Raw genomic sequence first — 20,687 nt, 5'->3', positions numbered from 1 at the left:
TTATCTCCGATCAACAGCCTTAGCAGCAAAATTTCCACTTGCAATTTGTGATTTAATTACTTGCGAAATCTTTTGGCTTTTTTCCAAATCATCAAGTAGACTACTAATTTGTGTAGCATTCGCACTATACATTCGGGTAATATGTGGTACCGATGACGGGCCAAAAAATGAGTTAGGCTTTGCTTTCAGCGCGTCAACTATATCTGATTGGTAATCTGGGTATTCTTTGTACACTCTGCTAATCATGCTTAGATTTATTGTATCAGACTTAAAATGAACCAACACAGCATCGCATATCTTGCGTTGAGATTCGGGTTCCATATCCTTAAGTTCTTCTAGGCGAGCATCTTCTTGACCTTGTAGACAGTTTTGAATTGCAGCCAACATTTTTCGTTCCGCTTCATTAAACGAAGCGGATATAGTTTCTGTACTAGATAGTGATTCTCTAGATAGATAGAAGTACTTGCTTAGGTCCATTTTATAAAGATTCTTAGGTTCACTTTTGACCCAACGAATAACTCTTGGATTTTTCCAGAGTTTATAATTTTCGTTGAGTTCTTTATCATTATTTATACATGTTTCCACTTCTTTCAGCTGCTTTATTTCACCGTCAAATTCACTATTCCATTCATAGAGTTTTCTAAATGCTTTTATATCAATTGTTTCCAATGCTAAGAGCTTTGCCATAACTGAAAGATCAATTTCTGCTCCGAAATAAAGAGAAGCAAGATTCTTTCGAACAAAAAATGTGTTAAGAAATCTTTTTGCCTGACGTGGGTTTCCTTTTAGGCTGCTTGAAACAGCGAAGCTGATTTTTGATATAATGGAGGCATCTTCCTCTAAACTCGTTTGATTGGAATTTGCTTTAAATGATCCACCTGTTTCTTTAATTATTGATTCAATGACAGTGTATGTAAGAGATTTGTCTGCAAGCATAAGTTTTTTATCATATAGTGTCCGAATTAGCTTTTCAAAGCTTTCTGTTTCCAAGTGCAATTGACAGATTAAAAGCAGTAGATAATTCTCAATGTCTTTTGGAGATAGTTCTGGAATTTTAATAGGCAATTGAATTATCTTCTCAATATAATCTGTAGATACAGCATATCCATCGTTTTGTGGATATTTAATGTTTACTGCATATTCAATGATTCTCTGATCTACGGCAACAATAAAAGTGGTTTTCTTTACAGATAAGAATAGCTTTATTGCTTCGAGAGTATCAATTATTCGATCCGGTGTACACCTGTCTAAATCATCTACAATAACAACAAGTGTTTTAACGGAAGTAACCTCCGCTAACATTTTTTCAAATTCAATTCTGAATTTTCTAACATTTTCTGTTTGCGTTTCAGAATCGCCTGCAGCTTTTATATAATCATTTTTAAATGTCTCCAATTTAGAAATTATATCATCTGGATTAGATAACTCGGCAGAAAGATTGACTGCTATTGGAATAGGATTACCAGTCAATGCAGTGACCACATATGGGACTCCTTTAAACAATATGTTTTTGCCAAGTTTCAGAAAGTCAATGCGAGACAATAAACTTTTAATTTTCTCTCCAGCCTTTTCAAAAAATGTCTCATTGCTTTGCAATGATTTTAATAGAGATTCCATGATGGCAACCTTTGCATCTTCGTATCCTTCAAATTGCCATGCATTCAATGAGATACAAACAATATCTTTGGTGTCGTGATCTATATTTTGTTGGATTAGTTGTAGTAGAGAAGACTTTCCCGCACCCCAGCTGCCATATAAGCCTATTGTTAAGGGAGTTAGTTCTGGTTCTTTTATAAAATTAACAATTGTGTTTGCATATGGAGAGTAGAACAACATATCAATATTAGATGCATTATCTAACCACATTTTACGCCCTCCAATAACATTATTCTTTACAAGACCTCGCAGTTATGCCAATTCTTGATATCTTAAAGTTAGCGCGAATCTATCATTTCCCGCAAATGGAATGATTCTTTCAAATATTACTTTTATTATACCACAAATTTCCCCATTTCTCAACGAGAAAAGCAGGCACAGAGAGACACCGGCAACGCCCAAGCTGTCGGCATTTCTCTGTGCCTGCTTCTTAGTGAAGGGGCTGGGTAATTTCAAACCCACCAACGAAGCGGATGCGGATTTCTTCTTTGGAGAGTACGGTTACTCGTTCAATCACCCGGTACACCAGGGTATCGGAATACTCCGTAAGGTCGAGATCTTCTGCGGAGATGAGTTCCATGATTTCCTTGGCTTTGTTTTCACGGCCCATATCCTGCTGGGCGTCCAGTTCCGCACATTTTTTCATTTGCCTCAGCTGGAGCATCTCATCGCTGATTTGCTTGATCCGCAGATCCACGATTTCACTCCCATCCATCGTAAGCAGCCGGTCCAAGTCCTTGTCCAGGTCATGGAGCCTGTTTTCTATCACAAGGGGATTGATTGCGGCGTTTTCTCCACCAATACAGTGTACAAGTGCTTCTTGCAAGGTGGCTGCCATTTCTTCCTGGTGGCCTTGAACCAGGGAACGAATGGCTTTCAGGATAGCGGAATAGAGTTCTTCTTCCTTGAGGCTGGGGGAGTCCTTGCAAACCTTTGGCCCGCATTCCAGCCGGTTGATGCATCGCCAGACGATTTGCTTCCGCCCGTGGATACTCCATGTCACCCTTCGAAAGTAACAGCCGCAGTTCCCGCAGACAAGTCTTTCCGAAAGAGCGTATTTGCTGGTAAACCGCCCACGATTGGTCTTGGCTTTCTTGGCATTGGCGGGCTTTTTACTTTTCCTGCGGGCGATTTCCTCTTGGATTTGGTAAAACATTTCCCTCGGGATGATGGCCGGATGGTTGTCCTTGATGTAGTATTGCGGGAGTTCTCCATTGTTCTTCTTGACCTTGCCCTCAATGAAATCTGCCGTGTAGGTTTTCTGCAGCAGGACGTCACCCATGTACTTCTCATTCTGCAGGATGCGTTGGATGGCTTCCGTGCTCCAGTTTTGGTTGCCGGTGGCGGTTGGAACGCCCATGCTCTCCAAGGTTTCCTTTATGGTACGCAGGCTATCTCCATTTAAGTAATTCTGAGCAATCAGCCGGATGATCTTCGCTTCTTCAGGCACAATTTCCGGCTCACCATCCGGCCCTTTGCGATAGCCCAGGAAGTTCTTATATCGGAAACTGAACCGGCCCTGCCGGTAGCCCATGCGGATGCCCTTAGTCACGTTGCCGCTGATGGATTCGCTCTCGGCCTGGGCGAAGGAACTCAGGCAGGTGAGGATCATCTCGCTGTTCATATTCGAGGTGTCAATGTTTTCTTTCTCAAAGATGACCGGAATGCCCCAGCTTTTGAGGATCCGCACGTGCTTGATGCAGTCCAGGGTGTTACGGGCAAAGCGGGAAATGGATTTCGTCAGGATGAGGTCGATTTTCTTCTTCCGGCACAGTTCAATCATTTTGTTAAATTGATCTCTTTTCTTGGTGCTGACGCCTGAAATCCCATCGTCCGCAAAAATTCCGGCCAGCTGCCATCCCTCATGGTGAGTGATTTTATCCGTGTAATAGGCCACCTGCACCTCAAAGCTGTTCTGCTGTTCTTCTTCCTCGGTGCTGACCCGGCAGTAGGCAGCTACCCGCAGTTTCCGTTTTCGCTTACGCAGGTCACCCAGCAGAGGGTTTGCCGGGATTTCTGTAACTGTTTTTTGTGCCATAGAGATTTCTCCTTTCAAACCACGATATCGTTCAGCAGACGAAGCTGTACAGATGCGTCCGGCTGCAAAATCACCTGTTTCACAGTCCTCTCAAAAAGTTCCCGATCCAGGGCCGTGTCATTGCTGTGTGCCTGAAAGAGGGCTTTCAGGGTAATGGTCAGATGGTCTGCTTCCTTGATAAAGCAGGTTTTGTATTTTTCAGCGGCACACTCAAGAATGAGAGGGAGCAGTTCATTCGGATCCACTTCCCGCTGATTCATTGCTTGATTGATTTCATTGGTTAGCCTGGCTGCTTGTATTGATAAACTCTCCGCAGATTCCTTTGCTGGTTCCACCATATGAGGATTTAGGCAAACTGCAAGAAACCTTTCTGTAACGATTTGAAGCAACGTATCATCAGGGATAGGGCCAAGACGTTGTTGGCAGCATTTGCAGTCCCAAAAAGTCCGATGAGGCTTTTTCCCATTTCGCCTCAGTCTACTTCCGCAGTATGGGCAGGTCATTCTTTTTTGGATAAACGGTGTTTGGGAGCGAGGAGAAGCTTTGCTCTGTTTCAAATCAGCTACTTTCGTGGCAATCTCCCTTTCCACAATCGGCGGATACTGTTCTCCGTCCCAATACCTGCTGTTGTCCAAAATTCGGGATACCATATTTTTGTTCCAAGAGGATGCATTCTCTCGGAACTTCAAGCCTGTTTCTTCTGCCATGATTGACAGCTGTTGGAGAGAGGCTCCATTAAGGTAACGAGTAAATATCTGCTCAATAAGGCGCCTTTCTGCAGGCACCACAGTATAAGTCCCGTTTTCCATCCGATATCCAAAGGGGCAACTCCGTATCCTTTTCATGTCTATCGCCTCATTTCGCAAAGAACCAGCCCATTGGAAAGGACAAAAGAGAACTTTTCAGGATAGACGGTAATCTCTTTTATCATGCTCTTAAATATGGAAGGTTCAAACTCCAGCATGGGTTGGGCATCATCAAGAAGATCCAGCAATAAATTCGTTTGATCGATTGTTTCACTGACACGGTCTGGCTCTTGAAGCTGGCGCAATTCAAACCGTAGTTCTTCAATCAGTTTATTATTGCGGTTGCTACGCTCTATAAAAATGGCAGAGTCAATGCACCCTTTGGCCTGTAACCTGGAGAGTGAATGATTCTGCCTGGCTAAGTCGGAAATTTTTTGATTTAGGTCTACGATTTCTGGCCTTGCAAATGTGGTCTTGCTTTGAAGTTCTATCAGCTGTGCCAGCATTACTCTTAAGATGAGATTTTTATTATCCAGCAGCTTGTTGTACATAAGCAGAAATGTTTGGTACACTTCGCTTTCTGCCACTACCTCCATGACGCAAAGGCTTTTGTCCTTTCGGTGCTGATAACAGCACCATCGAGCCCCCTCTTTTTTAAGATGACGCTGAAATGTGCTGCCGCAAAATCCGCATTTCATCATATGGCTCAAAGGGAAGCCACCGGGTTTAGGCTTTGCTGTATGTGTAGCGGCACGCCTTTTCATCAGGCGTTGAACAGCTTCGAACATTTCTAATGGTATAATCGCCGGATGGGAGTCTTTTACATAAAATTGCGAGAGCTGCCCTCGGTTGCGAATGTTGACCAAGGGCAGCTCATTGGGGGTAAATGTTTTTTGAAGCAACGAATCGCCAATATATTTTTCATTCGATAGAATGTAACGAATCGATGTGCGATACCATCTTGTCATTTCCTTTCGGCTGTACTTTGCTTCCTGATCATTTAAGAAGGTAGCTATCTCATCCATACTATGTCCGGCAAGATAGCTGGAAAAAATATACTGTACTATAGGAACCTCTTGGGGATCTGGAACCAAGGCTCCATCTTTAAGAAAATACCCAAGTGGCGCATTGCAGGTAATAAAATCGCCGGATTTCATCCGGCGCCGGTAACTCCATTTCAGGTTTTTCGATATGGAGAGGGATTCTTCCTGGGCGGCAGAGCCCAAAATACTCAGCAGCATTTCGCTGCCCATGTTTCCAGTGTCAATGCCCTCTTTTTCAAATTCCACCGCCACACCAAGCTGCTTGAGTTCTCGCACGGTCTGAAGGCAGTCGAGGGTGTTTCGTGCAAACCGGGAGATGGATTTCACAAGGATGCGGTCTATTTTCCCGGTACGGCAGTCGGCAAGCAGGCGTTGAAAATCGTCCCGCTTTTCGGCTGTGGTGCCGGAAACCGCTTCGTCAGCATAAAGGCCGGCAAACTCCCATTCGTCTTTGGATTGGATGAAGTCGGTGTAATAAGCTACTTGGGTGGCAAAGGAATTCAGCTGGTCGGCTGAATCGCTGCTGACACGGGCATAAGCGGCAACCCGCAGCTTTTTGGCTTGCTCTGAGATGGGTTGAATCACTCTGACCTGCGGCATCTCTGCCACCCCCTTTCCGGCGGACATCTTTTTTGTCACACCCAACACTACCACAACCGGCATGGGATAGCTATTACGACAACCACTAAATACTGAGCTCAGAGACTCCGTACTTTTCGGCAATAGCAACATTGGCTTGCTGACAGTATTCTGCTGTGATTTTTCCCTGCTCCATCAGCTTTTTCAGCGTGGAAAACAGCACAAAGTATTTGATTTCCCTGATCACCTTTTCGCACGGTAGCGCCGGAGTAAAAACAGGATCCATGGTAGGCTCACCATGGAAGCCGGAGCCCTTTTTGGGCGGCTCTCCTGAGAAAATGTTTTTCCAAGCCTTTGATGTAGAGTTCATACCGCAGGTCGCTTTCGGTGGTGATCAGTACCGCATTGTGATCCTGTAGGAACTCCAGTATCTTCATAAGGATGGCGGGGTCATGGCTTAGACGGGTGAGATTCTGCACAAGGACAGCTTGGGCAAGGCCGCCTTTCACGGCCCGCATCATCTGCTTCAGGCCCATTCTGGCCATGCTCTTGCCGGAACCCATATCCTGCGAAGTGCCTGCGACAGTGTATGCTCTGCGCTCCGCTTCATCCAGCAGGTTTTGCATCTGCTGGAACAGCACCTTCAGATGCTTATCGCTGCTGCGGCTGTACAGCCACATGGGACGGTCCGCATAGGGAAAACTCATCGTGCGCCGCCCCCTTTCCCCTTTGAGGGCGGCTTTGGAAACAGAGGAAGGGAGAGCGCAGAGGCGTCTTTGGCGCGAACGTGTACCTTCTGTTTTAGAAATTCGGCCAACACAGGGAGGATCGCACCGAGCTCCCTGCTAAGATGACGGAGGCTGGGCATCATCACCGCACCCACCCGTCCTTCATGGACAGCCGCCAGCATTTCCTGAACGCCGGGCCGCTCCATGGGCGGAAGCTGTCTGCTGGAGTCAGTAGAAACCCCGGCAACCACAAGGCCATTTTGCTGGGCCGTATGTTTCATGGCCTCCACGCTCAAATCTCTCCACTCTGCTTGCTCGGAGCTCTTGGAGCTGGCGTAGAGCCAGACTTTTTGCTCTATTGGCACAGTGGCTGTTCGGAAATAAACTGCCACCTTCATATTTTTCTTGTCCATCTATGGCAACTCCTTTATGGCATAAAATAATCCGGGTCTTTCTTTGCCCGGATGAAGTCCTCCACATCTTCTATTTTGCTCGTGATGCGGATCGGTGGCAGGGTTTCCAGCACAGCTTTATGGTATCGCCCTCCGGGGGCGGCACGGTGGTCCAGGATGCTGACCACGCAGGTGTCGGTCTCCGTGCGGATGGCACGGCCAAACCCTTGTCGGAGTTTTACCTGCATATCGGGTATCACCACAGTTTTAATGTAATCCTGCAGGGTGGGGTACTGCTCCCGTTCCGCTTCGCTCAGTGGGTCCGGGACGGGGAAAGGCAGTCGCACAATGATCAGCGACGACACCATATCTCCGGGAAAATCCACCCCTTCCCAGCAGGAGCCCGCTGCGAACAGCACAGCGTTTTGAGCCTGCTTGAAGCGATGGATGATATCCTGGGAATGCCGCCAGACCTCCATCAGCGGGAAGGCCATCCGGCCCTTCACCTGGTTGTAGACAGCGCCCATAAGGGAATAGGAAGTAAACAGCACCAACGTGTGGCCATGGGTGGCGTCCACCAACCTGCAGATCTGTTCTGCCAGACACTTTGCCTCCATTTCGCTGCCCATTGGCGTTTTCGGCAGGTCCCCCGGAATGTAGAGGATGCAGTTTTCCTGGTAGTTGAAGGGGGACTCCGCAATGAAATCCTCCAGCCGCTGGCTTGAAGACAGCCCCATGCGCTGCTGGGTCCGGTGAAAGCTGCCCCCGGCCATGAGGGTGCCGGAGGTAAGAATGGCAGGAATGTTGTTGCGCCAGAGCGCACGGTTCAGCTGCTCCGGCATCTGTCGGCTGGCGGCGCAGAGGCTGGGGCTGCCGGTTCTGTCGTATTGGATGTAAAGGATATAGCGGCGATCCCCCGTGAAGAACAGGTTCAGCGCCTGCTCTGTTGTTCCCAGCCGGTGAAGGATCCACCGTGGCAGGTGGGGCGCCAGCTGTTTTTGGAGCAGCCTGAGAAGGGAGAGGCAATCCCGAAGGGCCGCTTCCCGTTCGGCGGTCAGCACGAAGGCAGTGCGCTGTGCTTCCTCCAGCAGCTCACCCCGGCACAGGGCGCCCATCAGCGCCCGGAACTTTTCCCGCAGGTTCTGCGCCGCAAGGATATATTTCTCCTTTGTGAGCAGAGCGCAGAGTTCATGAAAATCCTCCGCCGACAGGCTCTGCCCGTACATCTGGCGGGCGGCATCCGGCAGCTTGTGGGCCTCGTCGATGACCAAAGCCCGGTAATCGTTCAGAAGGGGCCGCAGGTCCTGAAGCCGATGGGCTGCATCGGCCAGCAAATAGTTGTGGTTGCAGATCTGGACGAAGATCTCTGCACTTCGGGACTCTTTCAAATATTGATGGTAGCGGCAGCTGTTCCGCAGCCGGCAGGTTTTCTTGCAGACCTTCGGAACGCACACCTGGCGGCGGTCAAAACCGCTCAGGCCGGTGACAGCGTCCAGGTCATAATTGCTTTTAAGGGAGAACAACGCTTTCCGCTGTTCCTCGTTTTTGTTCTTCCCCTTGACGGCCTCCAGCCGCTGGGCGAGACGGGCGTCGCAGACGAACCGCTCCTTCCCCTTGCGAACCATGGCCCGAATGGGCTTCGGGATGATATGGTTTTCTAAAAAGATGCGGGATAAGAATGGGATGTACTCTCCGATGATGGCGTCCTGCAGGGCCACACTGGAGGTGGAGACCACCACCGGCTGGGAACCGGCAGGCCCGGATGGATAAAACTTTTTCAAAAGGATGCAGGCGGTCAGGTAGGCGTAGGTTTTCCCGATCCCCACCCCTGCATCGCATAAGGCAATTTTATTGTGGAGCAGGGTGTCCAGCATGGTATGGCACAGGGCAATCTGTTCTTCCCGCACCGCCAGCCCATTTTGAGGCAGAAGGATGCGGAAGATCCGCTCGATCTCACCATGGGCCTGCTCCTTCAGGTCTATGTTCATATCGGCACATTCTCCTTGGTGCGTTGGCGGCAAACTGATGCGGCGCAGCAAAAACTGCGCCGCACGGATTCGCCGTCAACGGCAATCTGAAAAATAAAAGGGTTGATTCTGATGTGCCGTATTTGCAACTCGCCCCCCGGCAACCTTGGGAACCATGGGGGCAGGCTTGCAGTTTACAAGCCGTTCACTGGCTCTCCGGGGGTCTTGCTGATTACAACCCAGGGTCGGCCAACCCATCTGACGTGTGGGCAAACGGTAATGCGTATCATAATACTCCGGCCAGGGTCGTGGCGAAAAGGGCAACTGCCCCCTCTTTTCGGTCAAAAGGGATCGCTCGAAGCAACGACACAAGCTGCCATCCCATTGGGGAGTGGCAGCTGTGCCGCAGCTTGTCATGGCGCTTTTTCCATCGTCGCTCGCCTGGACGGGAACGTACCCGCATGGCTGGTATTGACTTTTCAAGCTACAGGCTGAACGTCTTTTTCCCCGTTCATCCCATAGCCCAGGAAAAAGGGCCGATAGCTTCACGCTTCAAAAAATTTTTTCAATTTTTTTCTCAGGCGCACCATCCGAAGGTTGACCGCCTTTTGCGTGAGGCCGGTTTTCTCAGCGATCTCATACCCGTTGTAGCCGGACATCTTCAAAAAGGCGATTTGGATGGTGAGCTTGTCCTCCTTGGAGAGGATACGCAGCAGTTCCATATCCTCGATGCTGTCCATGAGGGATTCCACATCCTCGACGGGCAGTTCCAAGTCCTGCGCCGAAATCATATCCACATAGGGCGACCACTCCACCTGCCGCTGCAGGTACCGGCGCTCCCGGTTGAATTCGGCCCAGTCGTATGTATGCAGGCGCTGGATGGTTTCCTCGTCCACACCCAGCTCCCGGAGTTTCTTTTCCTCTGCTTCCTTCCATTTGAGCCACTTCTTTTCGGCTCTGGCTTTGTTATAAGCCATGGCTGTTTCCTCCGATCAATCTGAAATTTGAGAAAATTCAGATTGTCGGGGGCGGCGGCCTGCCGCTATGAGTCCTTAGCCAAGACCTCCTTCCGCAAAAGCAAAAAAGGCGCACTCGTCCCTGGACGAATGCGCCGGATAAGGCTGATTCACAAAAAATACGGCATGGCTGTTCAAAACAAACGAGCCATACACGAAAAAAGGCTGCAGCTTCGGGTGAAGCTGCAGCCAAAATCGTATGATGCGGTTTCCAACGCCGCATTGCTGGCATCCCCTCTATGTGGGGAAAGCCGGCGACCTCCCGCTATACCAGTTTTCCCCAACCAAATTCAGATGGGGCCAGTATAAAAAGGGGAAACTATTTTCTTACTATCTTTCTCCTTCCAATTGCATATTTCGTATTGGGATATTCGACAAATTATGAATTCATCCGGCAGAGCAGGTAAAACGGTACCCTGGCCCACGCCCCGTATCTTCATCGACGATCCTGCAGGGGGAGCCCGGCTGGTCTAACTTCAGCTTTTCCCGCAAAGCAGCTATATACGCCGCCACTTCTTCTTCGCCGTGTTCCGAGTCGGGGTGGGTCCAGACGGCATTATGGAGGAAGGCGGCTGGCAAAGCACGGTTCGGATGCTCGGCAAGCAGTCCGAGAAGCTCGAACTCCCTGCGGGTCAGATCCACCGCTGCTCCGTCGAGGGTCACCTCCTGTTTTGGCTGGTCGATCCGCAGCGTACCGAATTCATAGAGTTTTCCCGGCCCATGGTATGGGTGGTACTCATATTCAGCAACCATGTTTTTGAGCTGCTCGACCATGCGGTCAGCTTCTTCGTCGCTGCACTCGATAATAATCATTTTAGGCATTGTGGCGCTCCTTTCGCAACATTGATGATTGGGATAGACTTTTTCATCGCATATCGGCAGGTCTGATAGGCCCCACCAAATTGGCGAATGATATAGGAAATCAGGCAATCTGCCTGGTCTACCATCCAGCGGTTCCGTTTCGGGATCGCTGCTTTGTAATGGGCATATTCTACCCCGTCCGGCATTAGAATTTCATCGTATAGAGATTGAAAAAAACTTCTATCTGCATTCAATTTACCTGAGAAATACGGGATAACTAAGCAAAGCTGGATATCCTTCTCCGGATGCTTTTTCTTCAGCCAGCGAACGGCGCCGGCACAGAGCGCATCAAACTGGCCCATGCCCCCGCATAGGAACACGAGCCTGTGTCCTCTCCCTATCAGGCTTTCCAGCGTTTCTTTTACTCTTTCCTCGATCTTCGGCTCAAAAACCTGCCTGTGACCGGCAAATGTGCAGACAAACTCCGGACATACGTCCTGTCTGCCCTCGCAAAACATGAAAATCACCGCCCGTAAACTTATCAAATCGCTAAATACTTTCATTATATACTTAGCCATACACGAAGGTCAAGCGGGTAAAATATAGCTGTACGCTAAGTTCGAGTATAAAGCGAGGTGAGATGGGATGTTTGATTTTGGGAACCACTTGCGGATGCTGCGGGAACGGTATGGCATTTCTCAGGAGGAGCTTGGACGGAGAGTAGGCCGGGCCGGATCGGTCATCAGCAACTATGAGAACAATATCAAGATCCCTACGCTGGATGTCCTCACGACCATGGCTCGGATTTACAACGTATCGCTGGATTACCTGGTTGGCTTCGATAAGAAAGACCAGGTTGTGCTGGAAGGCATGACCGATGGGCAGCGGGAACTGATCCACCTCTTGGTGAAAGAATTGAAGGAGAGCACCAAGCCGAAAAACGGCGGCTTGTCTGCCGACCAGCAGGAAATCCTAAACCTCATTATGCAGGAGTTTTCAAAGTAGCATTTGCAAAGCTAATATGGTGTCTCTGAATTCAACGGCGGCCTGATTTTTTCTCAGACCGCCGTTACTTTTTTTCAAAAGTAACACTTACTCCATCAAAACTCCATCTTCGTATGGTACACTACTACCTGGAGGTGCGGACAATGTCGAAAACGATTTTAATTATAGAAGACGAAGAGGCCATTCAGAGCGTGGTGAAAGCGTTTCTGGAGGATGAAGGATATAACGTAGTGCTGGCCAGCGACGGATTAGAAGGGATGGAGAAATTCCATGAGCATCGTCCAGACCTCATCCTGCTGGATCTGATGCTTCCGAAGATGAACGGCTTTTCTGTCTGCGAGGCGATCCGGAAAGAGAGCCAAGTCCCCATCATCATGCTCACAGCCTTAGACGATGACGCCAGCCAGATGAAGGGCTTTGACGCTCTGGCAGACGATTACATTACCAAGCCCTTCTCCATGCCCCTTGTGGTGAAGCACATCGAAGCCGTACTGCGCCGGGCGGAGCAAGGCGCCGGTGTAGAGACGAACATCCTCCGCTATAAGGATCTCACCCTTGATACAGACAGCTTCACGGTCCTTGTCAAAGATGAGAGCGTGTCCCTGACCATCCGGGAATTTGAGATATTGAAACTCCTGGTGGAGAACCAGGGGCGGGTGTTTACACGGGAGAGCCTGCTGGACAGCATTTGGGGCTACGACTACTTTGGCGACGAGAAAATCGTGAACACCCACATCAAGAATATCCGCAAAAAGCTGGGCGTGGATTATATCGAAACCATACGAGGGGCGGGATATAAAATTGAGAAAGAGAATTAGTGAAAGCATCCAGGCAAAGACCTTCCTCAGTATGCTGGCCCTGCTGGTGGTCTGTTGTATTATCATCTACGGCATGGTGATGATCTTCCTGCCGAGGAATTACCACACGCAGCTGGAAGGCCAGGTCACGGCGGATTTCTACGACCTGGTGGAGATATTAGAACGGAACGGCTGGGAGGCCAGTTCGGACAGCCTGTTGGAATTCTCCATGACGAACAACGCTTCGGTGGAGATCAACGATGACAACGGAAACAACCTGTTCTCCGTGAATTTTGCCGATATGGAGAATCTGGACACCTCGGCTCCCTCCATGAGCTGCTCCGCTACCTTCCGGCAAAATGGGCAAACCTATCATTTGTTTGCCAACGCTGCCCTGGTAGCGGTGGCGCAGTCCTACGATATCCTCCTGAGGCTGATCCCTCTCATCGCTGCTGTGATTCTGCTGATCTCCATCATCGGAGCGGTGATTTGCTCCCGGTACTATTCCAAGCCGCTGGTGGGCATCAGCAATGTGGCGAAACGGATGACCACCCTGGACATGACCTGGAAATGCGATGTACAGAGGAAAGATGAGATTGGCGTCCTGGCCTCCAGCCTGAACGAGATGTCCCAGCAGCTGAGCAATGCCCTGGACAGCCTGCAGGCGGCCAATGAGCAGCTGCAGCAGGACATCGAGCGGGAACGGGAACAGGAAAAGCAGCGGGTGGACTTCTTCACCTCCGTATCCCATGAGTTGAAAACCCCCATTGCCATCATCAAAGGGCAGCTGGAGGGGATGATCCATCAGGTGGGTCCCTATAAGGACAGGGACACCTATCTGCGCCGGTGCCTGAAAACCACCAATGACATGGAGGCGCTGGTAAAGGAGATTCTATCGGCAGCCCGGATGGGCGGCAGCGACTTCCACCTGGAGCGCACGGACCTGGACATCAGCCAAATGCTGCGAAAGGTCTGCCAGCAGTTCCGCGGCCGGATGGAGGACAAGCAGATGGAGCTTTGCATGGACATCCAGCCGGAATACCACTACCAGGGGGACCGGCGGCTCATGGAGAAGGTGTTCACCAATGTGATCGGAAACGCCGTGGCTTATTCGCCGGTGGGCGCGGTAATTACCGTCATCCAAAAGGACGAGGAGTTTTCCGTGGAGAATACCGGCGTCCACATTGCCGAGGAAGATTTGGAGCGTATCTTCACTCCATTCTACCGGGTGGACAAGTCAAGAAACCGGAACAGCGGCGGCAGCGGCCTTGGGCTGTATATCACCAAGACCATCCTGGATCACCATGAAATCATCCACAACATGGTTAATACGGAAAACGGTGTGAAGTTTACGGCGTTTCTGCGCTGAAAGGAAATGTATTGCTTACTATTCAGGAATATCTTGTGCTGTCAGTTATACCAGTCTGGCACGCTTTTTCAAATTCAGTCGTAGTTACAAGTTTTTGAAGACCATTTTCAAACCGTCTCATTGCATGGAATGGTTTGCTCCACTATAATTAAGGCAGGAGGTGTTGAGAAATGGCGAACGAAGATAAAAAGGATTTTAATGCCATGCTGCACGATAGCAAGGATATGCCTAAATTTCAGACCATTACCGACCAGAAAAGCATTGAAAAATATGGTGGAAGCAGAATGTACTTTGCCCCACCAATCGACTATGACAAGGTGATGAAACGAATTCCTTATGGCAAAGTAATCACTGTCGGAAAAATCCGTGAATATTTTGCTGAATTGAATGGGGCGGATTTCACAGAACCTATCACAGCCGGGATTTTTGTATCTATTGCAGCATGGGCGAGTTACCAGCGTTCCGAAGATGAAACCCCGTATTGGCGAACCTTAAAGGCAAATGGGGAATTGAATGCAAAATATCCCGGCGGTATAGAAGCACAAAAGGAAAAGCTGGAAGCAGAAGGCCATACAATTATTCAGAAAGGGCGAACAAATATAAAGTATTTCGTAAAGGACTACGAAAGCGTTCTTTTTGAGTTGTAAAATATTCTATTTTCAGACCACTTTGACCCGAACTTTCAAAACTGAATAGCAGCCGCCTATCGGCGGCACCATTCAGCAGGAAATCTTGAAAACAGATTTCCTGCTCTTTTTATGCCTGATGCGGAGAGAGTACACTGATTTTACTTTGTAAAAATGCCAACTCCACCTAAAAAATATCTCAACTCCACCTCAACTCCACCTTTGTAGTGTACCATAAGGGTGTTCCCGGCAGACGGGACACCACCGGAGCGAGAAGCAGCCCCGGCGAAAAACTACGTTAGGAGGTACACAAGTGAACCCACTGGTTTTACTCGAAGGAAATGAGGTGGCCGTGAGATGAACCTGTGCAAACGGGCCTGCCTGTATTCCATCCGCAAAAAGGGCAAGACCCTCACACTGCTGGCGTTTCTGCTGGTCATGGCTACGTTAATGCTGACCTGCCTTTCCATCCAATCGGCCACGGAAACAGCCAACGCCAATATTAAAAAAGCCCTGCTGGGCTATTTTACCATCAACGCCAAGACGCTGGAAAACGGCATCCCGGAGGATACGGTGAGCCAGATTCTTGCTATGGATGGTTTGAGCGGCAGGTACACCCTGCGCTCTTACACCTACGCTACTTATTTTGACGCAGACGGGAACCTTCTGGAAATCAACACCGAGGGCGCTGCCCAGGTGCCGGAGGGATATGAGAACGCCGGACGGGTGGTGGCGAACTCCAATTCCCAGGAGGACAGCTATTTCACCGATGGCGGCTTTGAGATGGTGGAGGGAAACCCCATCACCACCGAAACCGGCAGCCAGGTGCTGATCCATGAGAAATTTGCCCAGCGCAACGGCCTGTCTGTGGGCGACACCATGCTGCTGGGGAATGTGGAGGACAAAGATAAGACCATCCCTGTGACGGTGGCCGGGATCTTCACCAATACGGAAAAACAGGATTCCATCGGCATGGCCCCGTCCTATGACCTTTACGACAATATCGTGTTTACCGATCTCTCCACCGCCTCTTTCCTGCTCTACGGCACCGAGGGAACCACCAATGTCCAATACGGGGATTTTTATGTGAACGACCCGGACGAACTGGAGCGCATTATGACCGATGTGCAGGAATTGGATGGCGTGGATTGGGAGAACTGCACCCTGACCCGCTACGACAACGACTATCAGAACGCCAAGGAATCCCTGGAGGGCTTGCAGAACATCGTCTTTATCGCCATCGCTGTGGTATCGGTGATCTGTTTCCTGGTGCTGGCCCTGTTCCTGACGCTGCGGCTCCGTGGACGAATCCATGAAACCGGCGTCTATCTGGCGATGGGCATTTCCAAAGGCTCGGTGCTGCTGCAATACCTGCTGGAAGTGATTCTTGTGGCGGCCATCGCCCTGGTGATCTCCTTTGGAACCAGCACAGCCATTTCCCATCAGATCGGGAGCAGCCTGCTCTCTCAGGTGACAAGCGAAACCTATGAAACGGTGGACTTGACCGGAGAAAGCGAAACTGCGGAAGAACCCACCGAGGATTTGGGCCTTGCCGAGATCGAAGTGGCCGTTTCCGCTGAGGATTACGCACTGGTGTGGGCTTTCGGTATGGTGCTGTGTGTAGCCTCTACCGCACTGGCGGCCTATCCCATTATGAAGATGAAGCCCAAGAGTATCTTGTCGCAGATGAGTTAAGGAGGTGCAGGCGATATGAATTTAGGAATACGGGCGATTTTATATAGCGCACGGAAATGGAAAAAGACCTTGCTGGTGTTCTGTTTGCTCCTGGCCATTACCACCCTGGTGCTGTCCGGGCTTGCCATAGCCGACGCTCAGGAAGAACAGGCCGAGGAAGTCCGGGGAACCACCGGGGCCAGCTTCACGGTGGAGCGCGACATCTCTACGGGCGGCTGGAACGGCAATTACAGTACACAGGAATTTATGTCCGAGGACATGATTCAGCAGATTGCCGCAGTGGATGGCATTGAAGGGTATGACGCCACCCTGATTACCCTGCCCCGTATCTTTAATGATAAGGGCGAGGAACTGGCCCATGAGAATTACAGCTTCTACAACTACGGCTCCTACAACTCCCAATACCATGAGCTGTTCTTGTCGGGCCGGTTTGAGCTGGTGGAAGGCACCCACATCACTGATGATATGACGGGTAGCATTATTATCAGCCGGGAACTGGCTGAGTGGAACGGGCTGAAGGTCGGGGACACCTTGACAGGCATTTACTACCCGGAGAATAACACCCCGGAAGTGGATATGAAGATCGTAGGTATCTTCGATGTGGTGGCTGATAAGAACGACCAAGTAAATATGTATGATGATGCGTCCTATTACGCCTATTCCAGCTATGTTTTTTGTAGCATGGACGCAGCCGAGGGCTTGATTAAGGGCTGGGGCGAAGATGGCGAGGGCATTTCCGAAGCCTACTACTATGTCACGGACGCCGCCCAATTAGAGAATGTGATTCGGGAAGTGCAGAGCATTTCCTCTATCAACTGGAACAACTACAAGATTACCGCCAATGATGAGGTGTATCAGAATATTTCCAGCGCCCTCTCTGACACCGGCACCCTGATTACCACCCTTATTATCGTCATTACCGTGGTGAGCATGGTTCTGATTATTCTCATCCTCTCCATGTCCATCCGAAGTCGAAAGAGAGAAACAGGCATTTTGCTGGCGGTGGGTATCGCCAAGCCTGCGGTGATTCTCCAGTATGTGTTGGAAACCCTGCTGATCGCAGTGGTTGCCTTCCCACTGGCGTACCTATCGAGCAAGCAGGTTGCCGGCACCCTGGGTACACTGTTCGGCAAAGCGGTTGAGAATGTCATCGTCACGCCGGAGCATTTCATGCTGGTGGCTATCGTGGGAGGTATCCTGCTGGTGACGGCAGTGCTGGTGTCCAGTATCTCTACCCTGCGGTTGAAGCCCAAACAGATTTTGGCACAGATGGAGTAAAGGAGGCGCAATATGAATTTAGGAATACGGGCGGTTTTACATACCGCGAGAAAATGGAAAAAGACGCTGCTGGTGTTCTGCTTGCTCCTGGCCATTACCACTTTGGTGCTGTCCGGCCTTGCCATAGCCGACGCCCAGGAGGAACAGGCCGAGGAAGTCCGGGGAACCACCGGGGCCAGCTTTACCGTGGAGCGCAATTTATCTACGGGTGGTTGGGCAAATGACAGTGATGGTACTTATAGTACGCAAGAACTCATCACTAAAGATATGATTCAAAAAATCGCTTCGGTGGAAGGTATCACTGGGTACGATGCGTCAAATGGCGGTGTGCCTACCTTGTACGATGAAGAAGGAAATAATCTTAGCCTTAGCCCAGACGGATTCGCCTACTATGCTTATGGTGCATATAATTCTGAATTTAACAGTTTATTTGTATCCGGGCGATTTGAGCTTGTTGAAGGTTCTCACATTACAGAGGATGTTACAGATGGAGTTATTCTCAGCCGGGAGAGCGTTGAAAAAAACGGGTTAAAAATAGGAGACAAAATTACAGGTATTATTAACCCTGAATATAACGATCCAGAGGTTGAGATGGAACTTATAGGCGTATTTGACATTGTGGCGGACAAGGACGACACAATAAATATGTACGATGCGTCTACCTATTGGGACTATAATCAATATGCTTTCTGTAGTAACAGCGTTATGGAGGCATTGGCAGTAAATTACTCAGATGATGGAATTGAAAGAGGCTTTTTCTATGTGGAGGACGCTGCTCAATTAGACAATGTAATAAAGAACGTGCAACATATTGATTCTATTAACTGGGATAACTTTATCATTACTGCCAATGACGAGGTATATCAGAATATTTCCAGCGCCCTTTCTGACACCGGCACCCTGATTACTACCCTCATCGTTGTCATCACGGCTGTGAGCATGGTACTGATTATCCTGATCCTCTCCATGTCCATCCGCAGCCGGAAACGGGAAACCGGTATTTTGCTGGCCGTTGGAATCGCCAAGCCTGCGGTGATTCTCCAATATGTGCTGGAAACCCTGTTGATCGCGGTGGTGGCCTTCCCGCTGGCGTATCTGTCCAGCAAGCAGGTTGCCGGCGCCCTGGGGACGCTGTTCGGCAAGGCGGCGGAGAATGTCATCGTCACGCCGGAACACTTTATGCTGGTAGCTATCGTGGGCGGCATTTTGCTGGTGGCGGCAGTGCTGGTTTCCAGCATTTCCACCCTGCGGTTGAAGCCCAAGCAGATTTTGTCGCAGATGGAATAAGACCATCCACCCCTTAAAATAACGAAATGAGGTAATCACTATGAGTATCATGGAAATCAAGCAAGTGGGATATTCCTACGATAATAAAAAGAAAGTCTTAAAAGGCGTCAACGCCGAAATGGAGCAGGGCAAACTCTACGCCATCCTGGGGCCTTCCGGCTGCGGCAAAACCACCCTGCTCTCCCTGATCGGCGGGCTGGACAGCCCCGGCAGCGGCCAGATTTACTTCGACGGGCAGGACATTGCCAAGACAGGGCTTTCCGACCACCGGAAAAACCATGTGGCGTTTATCTTTCAAGCGTACAACTTAATCGACTACTTGACCCCTGCGGAGAACGTGTCGCTGACTTCCAAGCTGCCGCCGCTGCCCATTCTGGAGCGCCTGGGGCTGACGAAAGAAGAAGCCAAGCGGAATGTGCTGAAACTCTCCGGCGGCCAGCAGCAGCGTGTAGCCATTGCCCGCGCCCTGGCAAGTGAGGCCCCGGTGATCCTGGCAGACGAACCTACGGGCAATCTGGACGAGGACACCGCCCAGGACATCACGGAAATTCTTAAAGAGAGCGCCCACAAGATAAACAAGTGTGTGGTGGTCGTCACCCACTCCAACGAACTGGCGAAGCAGGCCGATGTGGTGTTCCGGCTGAAGAAGGGTGAGCTGCAGGTGTTGGAGCGCGTTCAAGATGGAGCCGCCCAGCCCCAATCCCGCAGAAACAACACTCCCCGCAGTGAAAGGAGGGCAAAATGATGGACGAGTTTTCTAAGCCCTCCAAAAAGGGCAGCATCCTCGCTGTGGCCTGCTACGTTTTTGCTGTGGTGCTGCTGATCACGGCTTTTGTCTCCCTGGCGGCCTGCCATCAAAACATTTCCCGGCAGCTTGAGCAGGGCGTCCCTGTGCAGGGAAATGAACTGGCCATTGTGAATCTCTATCTTACAAGCTGTGTGCAGTATTTCGCCTTTGCCGCCGCCATGGTGTTTTGCGGCAAGGCAGTCCCCAAGGTGCTGGCACTCAAGAACGAGATGCCGGTACAGGTTACTCCTTATATGCTCAACGCCCCGGCAGAGGCCCCTGGCTCCACCTTTACGGAAGAGGTGGAGCCGGAGGAGGACGATGACGATTGGGAAGGCTGGGAATTTCGGGAGCAAGACAAATAAACCGGGGATCCTCATGCAGCAGCATGAAGGGCAAACAGGATTTCGTTCATAAGCATGGGAGGTGATAGAATTAGACGAGTCATTATTCTGGAGCTGCAGGAAGAGGATGGGGAAGTTTTTGAGGACTTTCTTTCGTTTTTGCAGGATCATCCCGAAATCGAAAACTGCAAACAGAACAAGGACTCTATCATATCTCTTCCAGGGCTTGAAATCTATCCACGGCAGCGCAGGGTTTTCCGCAACCAGCAGGAGATCCCGCTTACCAAAACGGAGTACGAAATACTTATATACTTATTCCAGAACTCCAACCATGTCTTAACGCACAGCCAAATCTATGAGAGGATCTGGCGGGAGCCAGACTATGGGGAAGCCCGAAAGCTGGTCAGCCATCACGTGCAGGCCATCCGGCGAAAGCTGAATTTGAAGCAGGACTCCGGTGTTTACCTGCGGTGCATCCGTGATGTGGGGTACAGCTTCGAGAGAAAGAAATGAGGGGCAGCAGCCTGAACCAG

General features: G+C 50.1%; 21 protein-coding genes. 10 read left to right on the top strand and 11 right to left on the bottom strand.

The genetic code is table 11. The features are described from left to right. From B5G37_RS06255 to B5G37_RS06205, 11 genes are all read right to left on the bottom strand, one after another. Complete coding sequence (locus B5G37_RS06255; RefSeq protein ID WP_087255542.1) at positions 1 to 1,866, bottom strand: P-loop NTPase fold protein; 1,866 nt, start codon at positions 1,864 to 1,866, stop codon at positions 1 to 3. Between the two features lie 220 nt (positions 1,867 to 2,086). Continuing rightward, on the bottom strand, positions 2,087 to 3,694 hold the full coding sequence (locus B5G37_RS06250) for a recombinase family protein (RefSeq protein WP_087255539.1): 1,608 nt from the start codon (positions 3,692 to 3,694) through the stop codon (positions 2,087 to 2,089). Between the two features lie 14 nt (positions 3,695 to 3,708). Continuing rightward, positions 3,709 to 4,503 carry a recombinase family protein gene (locus B5G37_RS06245; protein ID WP_242962788.1) on the bottom strand — a complete coding sequence of 265 codons (795 nt, stop codon included), beginning with the start codon at positions 4,501 to 4,503 and terminating at the stop codon, positions 3,709 to 3,711. Positions 4,504 to 4,541: 38 nt separating this feature from the next. After that, the gene (locus B5G37_RS06240; RefSeq protein ID WP_087255532.1) at positions 4,542 to 6,083 is read right to left on the bottom strand and encodes a recombinase family protein; all 1,542 of its coding nucleotides are present in this window, start codon (positions 6,081 to 6,083) and stop codon (positions 4,542 to 4,544) included. A gap of 85 nt (positions 6,084 to 6,168) precedes the next feature. Beyond that, complete coding sequence (locus tag B5G37_RS06235) at positions 6,169 to 6,348, bottom strand: hypothetical protein (RefSeq protein WP_087255529.1); 180 nt, start codon at positions 6,346 to 6,348, stop codon at positions 6,169 to 6,171. A 7-nt stretch (positions 6,349 to 6,355) separates the two neighbouring features. Further along, on the bottom strand, positions 6,356 to 6,769 hold the full coding sequence (locus B5G37_RS06230) for a recombinase family protein (RefSeq protein ID WP_087255526.1): 414 nt from the start codon (positions 6,767 to 6,769) through the stop codon (positions 6,356 to 6,358). Continuing rightward, positions 6,766 to 7,203: a recombinase family protein gene (locus tag B5G37_RS06225; RefSeq protein ID WP_087255523.1), complete on the bottom strand. Its 438-nt coding sequence runs from the start codon at positions 7,201 to 7,203 to the stop codon at positions 6,766 to 6,768. Before B5G37_RS06225 ends, B5G37_RS06230 begins: the two co-directional genes overlap by 4 nt. A 14-nt stretch (positions 7,204 to 7,217) precedes the next feature. After that, a complete protein-coding gene (locus B5G37_RS06220; protein ID WP_087255519.1) occupies positions 7,218 to 9,170 on the bottom strand; it encodes an ATP-dependent DNA helicase in 1,953 nt (650 codons plus the stop codon). A 524-nt stretch (positions 9,171 to 9,694) separates the two neighbouring features. Next, positions 9,695 to 10,126, bottom strand: coding sequence for an RNA polymerase subunit sigma-70 (locus tag B5G37_RS06215; protein ID WP_087255516.1), 432 nt, complete (start codon positions 10,124 to 10,126; stop codon positions 9,695 to 9,697). Positions 10,127 to 10,552: 426 nt separating this feature from the next. Continuing rightward, the gene (locus B5G37_RS06210) at positions 10,553 to 10,987 is read right to left on the bottom strand and encodes a winged helix-turn-helix domain-containing protein (RefSeq protein WP_087255513.1); all 435 of its coding nucleotides are present in this window, start codon (positions 10,985 to 10,987) and stop codon (positions 10,553 to 10,555) included. After that, on the bottom strand, positions 10,975 to 11,544 hold the full coding sequence (locus B5G37_RS06205) for a DUF1273 domain-containing protein (protein WP_143482883.1): 570 nt from the start codon (positions 11,542 to 11,544) through the stop codon (positions 10,975 to 10,977). The genes B5G37_RS06210 and B5G37_RS06205 overlap by 13 nt, the downstream gene beginning before the upstream one ends. 67 nt (positions 11,545 to 11,611) lie before the next feature. Between B5G37_RS06205 and B5G37_RS06200 the strand changes: the two genes are divergently transcribed. From B5G37_RS06200 to B5G37_RS06155, 10 genes are all read left to right on the top strand, one after another. Further along, positions 11,612 to 11,971, top strand: coding sequence for a helix-turn-helix transcriptional regulator (locus B5G37_RS06200; protein WP_003531233.1), 360 nt, complete (start codon positions 11,612 to 11,614; stop codon positions 11,969 to 11,971). A gap of 143 nt (positions 11,972 to 12,114) precedes the next feature. Further along, on the top strand, positions 12,115 to 12,789 hold the full coding sequence (locus B5G37_RS06195; RefSeq protein WP_204217872.1) for a response regulator transcription factor: 675 nt from the start codon (positions 12,115 to 12,117) through the stop codon (positions 12,787 to 12,789). After that, entirely contained in the window at positions 12,773 to 14,137 is a 1,365-nt protein-coding gene (locus B5G37_RS06190; protein WP_204217871.1) for a HAMP domain-containing sensor histidine kinase, read from the top strand. Before B5G37_RS06195 ends, B5G37_RS06190 begins: the two co-directional genes overlap by 17 nt. Before the next feature lie 170 nt (positions 14,138 to 14,307). Beyond that, positions 14,308 to 14,784, top strand: coding sequence for an MGMT family protein (locus B5G37_RS06185; RefSeq protein WP_087255501.1), 477 nt, complete (start codon positions 14,308 to 14,310; stop codon positions 14,782 to 14,784). 336 nt (positions 14,785 to 15,120) lie between these two features. Further along, positions 15,121 to 16,458, top strand: coding sequence for an FtsX-like permease family protein (locus B5G37_RS06180; RefSeq protein WP_087255498.1), 1,338 nt, complete (start codon positions 15,121 to 15,123; stop codon positions 16,456 to 16,458). A 15-nt stretch (positions 16,459 to 16,473) separates the two neighbouring features. Next, positions 16,474 to 17,736: an FtsX-like permease family protein gene (locus B5G37_RS06175; protein ID WP_087255495.1), complete on the top strand. Its 1,263-nt coding sequence runs from the start codon at positions 16,474 to 16,476 to the stop codon at positions 17,734 to 17,736. Between the two features lie 12 nt (positions 17,737 to 17,748). Next, complete coding sequence (locus tag B5G37_RS06170) at positions 17,749 to 19,023, top strand: ABC transporter permease (protein ID WP_087255490.1); 1,275 nt, start codon at positions 17,749 to 17,751, stop codon at positions 19,021 to 19,023. Between the two features lie 40 nt (positions 19,024 to 19,063). Then, the gene (locus B5G37_RS06165) at positions 19,064 to 19,768 is read left to right on the top strand and encodes an ABC transporter ATP-binding protein (RefSeq protein WP_087255486.1); all 705 of its coding nucleotides are present in this window, start codon (positions 19,064 to 19,066) and stop codon (positions 19,766 to 19,768) included. Beyond that, on the top strand, positions 19,768 to 20,175 hold the full coding sequence (locus tag B5G37_RS06160) for a hypothetical protein (RefSeq protein ID WP_242962782.1): 408 nt from the start codon (positions 19,768 to 19,770) through the stop codon (positions 20,173 to 20,175). Before B5G37_RS06165 ends, B5G37_RS06160 begins: the two co-directional genes overlap by 1 nt. A gap of 54 nt (positions 20,176 to 20,229) precedes the next feature. After that, complete coding sequence (locus B5G37_RS06155) at positions 20,230 to 20,667, top strand: winged helix-turn-helix domain-containing protein (protein ID WP_087255480.1); 438 nt, start codon at positions 20,230 to 20,232, stop codon at positions 20,665 to 20,667. Positions 20,668 to 20,687: the final 20 nt, after the last annotated feature.

The sequence above is a fragment of the Pseudoflavonifractor sp. An85 genome, assembly GCF_002161235.1.
GTDB lineage: Bacteria > Bacillota > Clostridia > Oscillospirales > Oscillospiraceae > Enterenecus.
This window is presented reverse-complemented; position numbering and strand designations above follow the sequence as displayed.